The sequence below is a fragment of the Pseudomonas citronellolis genome (assembly GCF_029335315.1).
Taxonomy (GTDB): domain Bacteria; phylum Pseudomonadota; class Gammaproteobacteria; order Pseudomonadales; family Pseudomonadaceae; genus Pseudomonas; species Pseudomonas citronellolis_A.
Window position 1 is genome coordinate 1 of sequence record NZ_JARJLT010000151.1, and the last position, 6,553, is coordinate 6,553.

At 71.9% G+C, this 6,553-nt stretch carries 8 protein-coding genes; 4 read left to right on the forward strand and 4 right to left on the reverse strand.

Annotated features, from left to right (window positions below; all coding sequences use genetic code 11):
* Window positions 1-1,144: 4-phosphoerythronate dehydrogenase PdxB (gene pdxB / locus P3W75_RS12430; protein WP_276227649.1), on the reverse strand; the 1,144-nt coding region annotated here is incomplete at its 3' end.
* A 160-nt stretch (window positions 1,145-1,304) separates the two neighbouring features.
* On the opposite strand from pdxB, the gene P3W75_RS12435 reads away from it, so the two are divergent.
* Window positions 1,305-2,705 carry an MATE family efflux transporter gene (locus P3W75_RS12435; protein WP_276227650.1) on the forward strand — a complete coding sequence of 467 codons (1,401 nt, stop codon included), beginning with the start codon at window positions 1,305-1,307 and terminating at the stop codon, window positions 2,703-2,705.
* Between the two features lie 72 nt (window positions 2,706-2,777).
* A complete protein-coding gene (locus P3W75_RS12440; RefSeq protein WP_276227651.1) occupies window positions 2,778-3,173 on the forward strand; it encodes an OsmC family protein in 396 nt (131 codons plus the stop codon).
* Between the two features lie 43 nt (window positions 3,174-3,216).
* On the opposite strand, the gene P3W75_RS12445 is transcribed toward P3W75_RS12440, so the two are convergent.
* The 3 genes from P3W75_RS12445 to P3W75_RS12455 are packed head-to-tail and all read right to left on the reverse strand — an operon-like array spanning window position 3,217 to window position 5,107.
* Entirely contained in the window at window positions 3,217-3,474 is a 258-nt protein-coding gene (locus tag P3W75_RS12445; RefSeq protein ID WP_276227652.1) for a DUF2790 domain-containing protein, read from the reverse strand.
* Window positions 3,471-4,049, reverse strand: a complete 579-nt coding sequence (locus P3W75_RS12450) for a cytochrome b (RefSeq protein ID WP_276227653.1) — start codon at window positions 4,047-4,049, stop codon at window positions 3,471-3,473. The genes P3W75_RS12445 and P3W75_RS12450 overlap by 4 nt, the downstream gene beginning before the upstream one ends.
* Window positions 4,046-5,107 (reverse strand): catalase family peroxidase, encoded by a 1,062-nt coding sequence (locus tag P3W75_RS12455; RefSeq protein WP_276227654.1) that lies wholly within the window; start codon window positions 5,105-5,107, stop codon window positions 4,046-4,048. The genes P3W75_RS12450 and P3W75_RS12455 overlap by 4 nt, the downstream gene beginning before the upstream one ends.
* A 170-nt stretch (window positions 5,108-5,277) precedes the next feature.
* On the opposite strand from P3W75_RS12455, the gene P3W75_RS12460 reads away from it, so the two are divergent.
* Window positions 5,278-5,787, forward strand: coding sequence for a sigma-70 family RNA polymerase sigma factor (locus P3W75_RS12460; RefSeq protein ID WP_276227655.1), 510 nt, complete (start codon window positions 5,278-5,280; stop codon window positions 5,785-5,787).
* Window positions 5,784-6,533 (forward strand): anti-sigma factor family protein, encoded by a 750-nt coding sequence (locus P3W75_RS12465; RefSeq protein ID WP_276227656.1) that lies wholly within the window; start codon window positions 5,784-5,786, stop codon window positions 6,531-6,533. The genes P3W75_RS12460 and P3W75_RS12465 overlap by 4 nt, the downstream gene beginning before the upstream one ends.
* The last annotated feature ends 20 nt before the right edge of the window (window positions 6,534-6,553 follow it).

The window sequence follows — 6,553 nt, forward strand, 5'->3', positions numbered from 1 at the left end:
CGCCCACCCGGTTGGCGCCCAGCGCCTGGACCAGGCGTTCCAGCGCCGGCGCCTCGCCCTGGATGTCGACCCACAAACCAGTGATCTCGCGGCGCGGCGGGTAATGCTTGCGCAGGGCGTCGAAGCCCTCGCGGCGCTCCTCGGCGCTACCCACCAGGCTGCGGCGGAACGCGGCGTCGTCGCTGCGCGGGTCGTACACCGCGCGGCACAGCAGGCCCAGCGCCCAGTCGGCGGCGCAGTCCTCGCCCAGGTTCAACTCCATCAGCCATTGCGCCGGCAGCAGGTCGTCCAGCTTCACGCCGGCCTCGATACCGCGCCAGGCGCAGAAGGCGTCGTAGATCTGCGCGGTGCCACGCAGCTTGCCGTCCAGGCTGTAGCCGGCGATGTGCGGGGTGGCGATGCGGCACAGCTGGGCCAGTTCCGGATCGGCCTGGGGTTCGCTTTCCCAGACGTCCAGGGCCACGTCGAGGTCGGCGCCGCTTTCCAGGTGCTGGCGCAGCGCCAGGTTGTCGATCACCGCGCCACGGCTGGCGTTGAGCAGCCAGGCGCCGGGGCGCAGGTGCGCCAGGCGCTGGGCGTCGAGCAGGTGGCGGGTGGTGTGCGCGCCCATGCTGGTCAGCGGCGTGTGCAGGCTGATCACGTCGCACTCGCGGAGGATTTCCTCCAGGCCGACGAAGTCGCCGCCCTCGGCGGCCTGGCGCGGCGGATCGCAAACCCGCACGTCCCAGCCCAGGCCGCGCAGCACGTCGACCAGGCGGCCGCCGACCTGGCCGGCGCCGACCACCCCGTAGCGGCGCTTGGCGAGGTCCGCGCCATGTGCCTCGGCCAGCGCCAGCAGGCTGCCGAGCACCCAGTCGACCACGCCGCGGGCGTTGCAGCCCGGCGCGCTGGACCAGGCGATGCCGGCCTCGGCGAAGTAGTCCAGGTCCAGGTGGTCGGTGCCGATGGTGCAGGTGCCGACGAAGCGCACCGCGCTGCCTTCCAGCAGCGCGCGGTCGACCTGGGTCACCGAACGCACCAGCAGCACCTCGGCGTCGGCCAGCGCGGCGCGGTCGATGCCGCGCCCGGGCAGGCGGCGAATCTCGCCCTGCTCGCCGAAGAAGGCGTCGACCAGCGGGATGTTCTCGTCGGCAAGGATGCGCATGGGAAAGCTCCTGGGGAAGGCTCCTACAAGTGATCCCGTCACTTTACCAGCGCCGCGCGCGGCGGTCGCTGACCGCGTGCGGGACGCGCGGCGCTTTCCTGACCACAGCGTCAGGCGATAGACTGGCCGGCTTCCCGGAATAACCCCGCCAAGGACAGTCGTGACCGCCATCGCCCAGCCCGTCTCGCGCAGACGGCGCCTCGCCACCGAGCTCAAGGAACTGCTCACCCTCGCCGCGCCGATCATAGTGGCGCAGATGGCGACCACCGCCATGGGCTTCGTCGACGCCGTGATGGCCGGCCGCGTCGGCCCGCGCGACCTGGCCGCGGTGGCGCTGGGCAACTCCATCTGGATTCCGGTGTTCCTGCTGATGACCGGCACCCTGCTGGCCACCACCGCCAAGGTCGCCCAGCGCTACGGCGCCGGCGACCGCCCCGGCACCGGCGCGCTGGCGCGCCAGGCGCTGTGGCTGGCGCTGCTGGTGGGGCCGCTGGCCGGCGCGGTGCTGTGGTTCCTTTCCGAGCCGGTGCTGCGCGCCATGAAGGTCGAGGAGGCGTTGATCGAACCCAGCCGCTTCTACCTGCGCGGCATCGCCTGCGGCCTGCCGGCGGTGGCCCTGTACCACGTGCTGCGCTGCTTCAGCGACGGCCTCGGGCGCACCCGCCCGAGCATGGTCCTGGGCATCGGCGGGCTGCTGCTGAACATTCCCCTGAACTACGTGCTGATCTACGGCCACCTCGGCTTCCCGCCCCTGGGCGGCGCCGGCTGCGGCTGGGCCACCGGCACGGTGATGTGGTTCATGCTGCTGGGCATGCTGGCCTGGGTGAACATCGCCAAGGCGTACCAGCCCAGCGCCCTGTTCGCCCGCTGGGAAGGCCCGAGCCGCCAGGTGATCGGCGGGCTGGTCGGCGTCGGCCTGCCGATCGGCATCGCCATCTTCGCCGAGTCGAGCATCTTCTCGGTGATCGCCCTGCTGCTCGGCGAGCTGGGCGACAAGGTCATCTCCGGGCACCAGATCGCCCTGAACTTCAGCGCCCTGGCGTTCATGGTGCCCTACGCCCTGGCCATGGCGGTGACCGTACGCGTCGGCCAGGCCCTGGGCGCCAGCCGTCCGCGCGACGCGCGTTTCTCCGCCGGCACCGGGATGGCCACCGCGCTGGCCTGGGCCTGCGTCTCGGCCAGCGCCATGCTGGCGTTCCGCGAGCAGATCGCCGCGCTCTACACCGACGACCCCGAAGTGCTGGCGCTGGCCGCCTCACTGCTGGTGTTCTCCGCGCTGTTCCAGTTCTCCGACGGCCTGCAGGTCACTGCCGCCGGCGCCCTGCGCGGCTACCAGGACACCCGCGCGACCATGCTCTTCACCCTGTTCTCCTACTGGGGCATCGGCCTGCCGGTGGGCTACTGCCTGGGCCTGACCGACTGGGTCCAGCAACCCACCGGCCCGCGCGGCCTGTGGCAGGGCCTGATCGTCGGCCTGACCTGCGCCGCGGTGCTGCTGGGCGTGCGCCTGGCGCGCAGCTCGCGCCGGCATATCCGCTTGCAGCAGATGCGCGGTGCCTGACTGGGCCACCGTGTAAGCCCGGAGCAGAGCGGTTAGACTCCAGCCTCCCCTTTTAGGCCGAGGAGTCTCGCCATGAGCGACGCCAGCGTCACCGCCAGCCATTCCGGCATTCCCTACCAGGTCAGCCTGTCCGACGGCCTGCACCAGTGGCTGGCCGACGAACCGGTCGAGCTGGGCGGCGGCAACCAGGGGCCGGGGCCGTTCCAGCTGCTGCTGTCCTCTCTCGGCGCCTGCACCGCGATCACCGTGGCCATGTACGCGCGGCGCAAGGAATGGCCGCTGGACGGCATCCAGGTGCGCCTCTCGCTCAGCCAGGAAAAGCCCAGCGTCAGCCACATCGCCCGCGCCATCGGCCTGAGCGGCGCGCTGGACGACACCCAGCGCCAGCGCCTGCTGGAAATCGCCAACGCCTGCCCGGTGCACAAGCTGCTCAGCGGCGAAATCCACATCGACAGCCAGCTGGTGTGACGCCGACCAGAAGGACCGCCCTTCCGCCGCCCGCCGCCTCGCCTCAGTTCTCGCTCGGGCAGTTCCGGCCCCATACCGGGTAGCGCAACAGGTGCTTGCGGCCCTGGTGGTCCTGGTACAGCGTTTCCACCTCGCGGATGCCGCAGAAGTCCAGGTCCGCCGCGCGCAGCACCTGGGCGATATCCGGGCGGCTGCCGAAGTGGTAGTCCTCGGCCGGCGGGTCGCCGGCGGCGGCGAACGCGGCCGGGGTGGCGGCCAGGGCCAGGGCGAGCAGGACGGGTTTGCAGGTGCGCGGATTCATGGACGTTCTCCCGGGACGGAGGATGGAGTGGCGGGCGGCAGGCGCCCGCCGGTCATGCTGGCCAGCACGCCGTCGCGGCGCACCAGGCCATGGAACAGGGCCGCCGCCAGGTGCAGCAGGATGGTCGCCATCAGCAGGTAGGCGATCACGCTGTGCGCGCTGCGCAGCACGCTGTGCAGCCACACCGAGGGGCCGACCAGGGCCGGCAGTTGCAGGCCGTCGAACAGCACCACCGGGTAGCCGCCGGCCGACTGCATGCTCCAGCCCACCAGCGGCTGCAGGATCAGCAGCGCGTAGAGGACGTAGTGCGAGGCGTGGGCCAGGCGCTGCTGCCAGTGCGGCATCTGCCGCGGCAGCGGCGGCACGCGCCGGGCCAGGCGGATCGCCAGGCGCACCAGCACCAGCAGCAGCAGCGCCGCGCCCAGCGGCTTGTGGATCGCCACCAGGGTGGCGTGGCGGCTGGAAACGCTGGTGACCATGCCCAGGCCGATCAGCAGCATGCCGATCACCAGCGGCGCCATCAGCCAGTGCAGGACGCGCAGCGGCAACGGGAAATACGTGGGCTCGGTTTTCACGACTGCGGCTCCTTGGCCGGCATGGCGGCCTGCTCGCGGGTACGGCGGTTGAAGGATTCCGAATAAGCCGCCGAGCGCGCGCTCAGCAGCGGGTCGTCGGAGGCGCGGATGCCGTCGGGCAGCACCAGCGGGTCGTAGTTGACGTCCTGGCAGGGCCCGCCCTGCTCCGCTTGCGCGCGCTCGATGACCAGCTCGCCGGCGTCGATGCTGCGGCGCTGCGCCGGCCAGATGCGGGTGGCGTCGTTGGTGGGGTCGCCGGGCTCGCCGAGGGTCAGTTGCAGGCGCCATTTCAGCGGCCCCTGGGCCAGGCGCTGCTGCAGCTCGGCGGCGAGGAAGTCGGCCTGGCCGCGCTGCTCGGCGCTGATCGGCTGGAACGCCGCCTCCGGCTGCACCGACCAGCGCACCGGGTGCTCGCGGCCCTGGGCGTCCACCAGGACGAAGGCGTTGATGCTGTTGTAGGCGCTGTTGGCGTAGCTGGACGACGGCGTGGCGCTCTTCACCCAGTCGCGGAACGCGGCGGATTCCGGGTGCGCCTGGAAGAACGCGGCGAGCTTGGCCGGGTCCGGTTTGCCGCTGCCCGGCTGGGGCTGCGAGGCCAGCTGCAGCTCGTAAAAGGCCTGCACGCTGTTCACCGGGAACACCGCCATGGCGTTCATCCCGGTGCGCCACTCCTGGCCGTGCTCGGGCAGGAAACGCAGGGCCAGGCTGCGGATCGGCGCGGCGCCGTCGCTGGCCGCCGGGTTGCCGCCGGGAATCGCCAGGCGCCCGACCACCGGCACGGAGCCCTTGGCGAACACAGCCGCGCGCGACACCTCGGCACCAGCGCCGTTGCTGTCGAAGTGGCCGACCACGCACAGGCCCTTGGCGTGGTTGCGCCGATAGGCCGGGTAGACCCCGGCGTTGCGCTCCAGGCTGTCGATCACCTTGGCCGGGGTCAGCCGTTGCGGGTCGAGCCAGCCGCCGGCGTAGGCGAAGGCGGCGGCCAGGGCGCCGACGGCGGCGGCGATGGCCGCCAGGCGCAGGGGCAGGTTCGGCGGCGCCGAGGAAGGTTCGGTCATGGGGGCGTCCTCATTGGGCTGCGGTTCGATGAGCCGGTACGACGCACCGCGCGCCGGGTTATTCCCGACGCGGAAAAATTTTCGAAGGCCGACCGGCGGTGGAATAAACTCGCGGGGGGTTCGTCACACGGGCTCGACGAACCACGGAGCCGGCCGGCGGCCGAATCGCGATGAACGAACTGGACGACCACCAACTGCGCGAACTGCTGCCGAGGCTGCGGCGCTTCGCGCTATCGCTGACGCGCAACAGCGCCAGCGCCGACGACCTGGTCCAGGCCACCCTGGAAAAGGCGCTCTCGGCCTGGGCCGGCAAGCGCGGCGACGGCGACTTGCGCGCCTGGCTGTTCGCCATCCTTTATCGCCTGTTCATCGACGGCCAGCGCCGCGCCCGGCGCTACGCGCGCATCCTGGCGCTGTTCGGCGGCGAGGAAGAACGCAGCCCTTCCACCGAGGACATCGTCAGCGCCCACTCGACCCTGGAAGCCTTCGAGCGCCTGCCCACCGAGCAGCGCGCCCTGCTCACCCTGGTCAGCGTCGAGGGGCTGAGCTACCGCGAGGTCGGCGAGGCCCTGCAGATTCCCATCGGCACGGTGATGTCGCGCCTGTCGCGCGCCCGCCAGGCCCTGCGCGCGCTGAGCGAAGGCAACAGCGCCGCCCCTTCCCTACGGGTACTCAAATGAGCGAACTGACTCCCAGCGAAAACGACCTGCACGCCTACGTCGACGGCCAGCTGGACGCCGAGCGGCGGCAGTGGATCGAGGCCTGGCTGGCGGCCAACCCGCAGGAAGCCCGGCGCGTCGAGCAATGGAAACAGGACGCGCAGAAGCTGCGCGCCGCGCTGGCCAACCGCGCCCTGCCGCCGGCCGACCCGGCGCTGGACCCGGCGCGCATCCGCCAGCGCCTGCGCCAGCGTCGCCACACCCGCCTGGCCACCGCCGCCGCGCTGCTGCTGGCCCTGGGCGTGGGCAGCCTGGGCGGCTGGCAGGCCCGCGACATGACCCTGGTCGAGCGCGGCAAGCCGATGGAAGACGCGGTGCAGGCCTACCGCCTGTTCGCCGCCAACGGCAGCAGCGCGCCGCTGGACACCCGTGGCGGCGAGAACCTGCGCAACTGGCTGGGCCGCTACCTGGAGAACGCCAGCCTGCCGGCCGACCTCGACAATCTCGGCCTGCGCAGCGTCGGCGCGCGCCTGCTGGCCACCGAACAGGGCGCGGCGGCGCTGGTGATCTACGAGGACGCCCAGGGCCACCGCCTGAGCTTCTTCATCCGCCCGCCGGGCCCCGGCCACCGCCTGCTACCCCACGGCCAGCGGCAGGACGGCGAGCTGCTGACCCGCTACTGGAGCCAGGGCGAGTACAACTACGCGCTGGTCAGCCGCAGTGACAATCCGCAGGGGGATCAGGTGGGGCAGTTGCTGGGGTTCTGAGGGGGGTGTGAAGGCGCTGG